The organism is Undibacterium sp. RTI2.2 (assembly GCF_035018705.1).
GTDB lineage: Bacteria > Pseudomonadota > Gammaproteobacteria > Burkholderiales > Burkholderiaceae_D > Undibacterium.
The window spans coordinates 1-2585 of sequence record NZ_JASJXN010000102.1; the positions used below are offsets into that span (position 1 = coordinate 1).

2 protein-coding genes are annotated in these 2585 nt (G+C 47.1%); both read right to left on the reverse strand.

Translation table 11 applies throughout. The features are described from left to right. Positions 1-7: 7 nt before the first annotated feature. Entirely contained in the window at positions 8-172 is a 165-nt protein-coding gene (locus QN395_RS21190) for a hypothetical protein (RefSeq protein ID WP_323493022.1), read from the reverse strand. A gap of 253 nt (positions 173-425) precedes the next feature. Further along, a complete protein-coding gene (locus tag QN395_RS21195; RefSeq protein WP_323493023.1) occupies positions 426-1808 on the reverse strand; it encodes an NAD-dependent succinate-semialdehyde dehydrogenase in 1383 nt (460 codons plus the stop codon). Positions 1809-2585 lie beyond the last annotated feature (777 nt).

A 2585-nucleotide genomic window follows, 5' to 3' on the forward strand; every position in this document is an offset into this window, starting at 1 on the left:
TCCGTAGTCAGAAAGTTCCTGCATAAATGATCGGGGTTGGGGTACTTTTTACTTCAACTTTTAAGTGCACCAACGCCGTTTGAAGTGCACCAACGCCGGCTACCGAGGGAATCAGCGCGACACGCCGTTCATGTACTTGGGTTTCTTTTAATACGGCAACGTTGACATACATCAGATTATCCAATTCCTTGGGTCAAACATGGATCGGGCTATCGTCACTTACTTTTCGTCAGAGGAAATTTTTACTAGACCACGCTTTGTCTAGCGGGACAAATCATTAGAATTTTGTCCAATGTGTAGAAGCTGTTGAGCGAATGTGTCGTCTGAAAGTAATAGAAGATTTGAGGGATTTGGCAATACGCCCGCGCGCAAGTATTAATGTCAAAACCTAGACCTTCATACTTGCAACCGGATTCTGCGATCGATCAAACCGGTGCAGCGTGATCCGCAATACGAACAAGTTTCTTATTGACGAACTCTTGTATTCCCATGTTGCCCAATTCGCGTCCGTAACCAGAATATTTGATCCCGCCGAACGGTAGTTCTGCATCTGACCAATCGAGGTTATTGATAAACATCATGCCCGTATCGACTTGGCTTGCAACACGCTTACCGCGAGCTATGTCTTTGGTGAATACAGACCCGCCCAGACCAAAGTCGGAGTCATTTGCCAGTGCGATTGCGGCAGCTTCGTCCTTGACGCGATAAAAGGAAACGACTGGACCAAAAAATTCATCACGGAACGCTGGATTATCTGGTTTGATGTCCGTCAGGATCGTGACTTCCATAAAGGAGCCTGGACGGGCAAGACGCTTGCCACCCATCACAAGCTTGGCGCCGTGTTTCACTGCGCTATCGACCTGCTGTAGTAATTGAACCAATGCCGCCTCGGTCGACAGAGGACCGTGCGTCGTTGCTTCATCCATCGGATCACCGGGTTTTAATCCAGACAATGCCGACGAAAATTTCTCCAGAAATTCATCCGCAATAGAATCCATCACAATGAAACGCTTAGCTGCGCAACAGGTTTGTCCACCGTTATACATCCGCCCCCAGACCGCCCATGGAATCGTTTTTTCCAGATCCGCATCATCCAGCACGATAAACGCATCGCTGCCACCGAGCTCCATTGACGTCTTCTTCAGATTTTGTCCGGCACGAGCAGCAACCGTCCGCCCTGCCGCAACGCTACCTGTTAATGCCACACCTTTGATACGAGGATCGTCAATCACAATGTCTGACTGTTTATGCGTGATCAGCAGATTCGTATAGGCACCTGCCGGCGCGCCAGCGTCAATCCACAGCTGTTCAAACGCTATCGCGCATTGCGGTACGCAGCCCGCATGTTTTACCACTAATACATTACCAGCCATTAATTGCGGACCAGCGACACGTGCAAGTTGGTAATAAGGGAAATTCCACGGTTCAACGCAAAACAGCACGCCAAATGGACTGCTCTCCATATGTGCCTCACCGACTTTGGGATTGAGCTTCACCGGCTTCAAAAAGTCTTCTGCATGATCGGCGTAATACGACAGGATATCTGCACTAAATTGCACTTCCCCACGCGCTTCATCGATGCGTTTGCCCATTTCCAGCGTCGCCAGTTTTGCGAAATCATCCACACGCGCGTGAAGTAATTTTGCCGCTTTTTTTACGATCGCTGCGCGCTCTTGATAACTGGTCTGTTTCCAAGTCTGGAAACAGGATTCAGCACTAGCCAATGAACTCTCAAGTTGGGTTTTACTTAAATGCTCAAATGTTTTGAGTGTCTTGCCGTCATTCGGATTGATACTTTGATAGGACACGATGGAAACCTCTTTCTATGGAATTTATAAACGTTGCGTTGCTCGCAGAATTGCGATGGACGGTCATTTACAAGGCCAATCTATTTTCTGATAATGCGCCTTGACGAGATTGCTCTCAGTTCGATAGCGCGCTTAGGAGAAAATATACAAAAGAGAATGAGTTATACGAGTTAAGTAAAAATAAGTATGTAGCGTCACCAGCACAATAAACTTATGCGCCTGTACCGAACGTAGTGCGTTGAAGTTCAACAAAATTAATAAAGCGGCACCCTCTGAAGGGTGCTCTAGATAAAAACCTCGTCCATCCTCAGACATCTGCGCAAAAAGTACATGTCGCATCGGTGTTTCGATTCTATCGGCAATTACTCGCCTGTTAAGGCTCTTCCAAACATTGCCTATAGAAAAATGATCGTAGCGTCGTCATTATTGCAATTAATTTGATTTCCAAATTATTAGTCGACCATGATCCTATTGACTCAGTGCAATAATGAGAGAAGCAAGAGACTTCCGAGATCAAGGTCTCTGGATCTGATCATCCTCAGGCACAACAAACACTGTTAGTGACGAATAGGCGACCGCTGAACGAGCAAGTGACGACAACTTATTTATGCTCTTTGACCTCTTCAAACTCCGCATCAACCACATCATCTGACTGTGCTTCCTGCTTAGACGAGTGGGAGGCAGAATCGTTGCTTGCTGCGCCGGAATGCTGAGCAGACTGTTTTGCAGCCGCATTGGCTTGCATCTTATCTCCCAACTTTTGTGCTGAGCTGGATA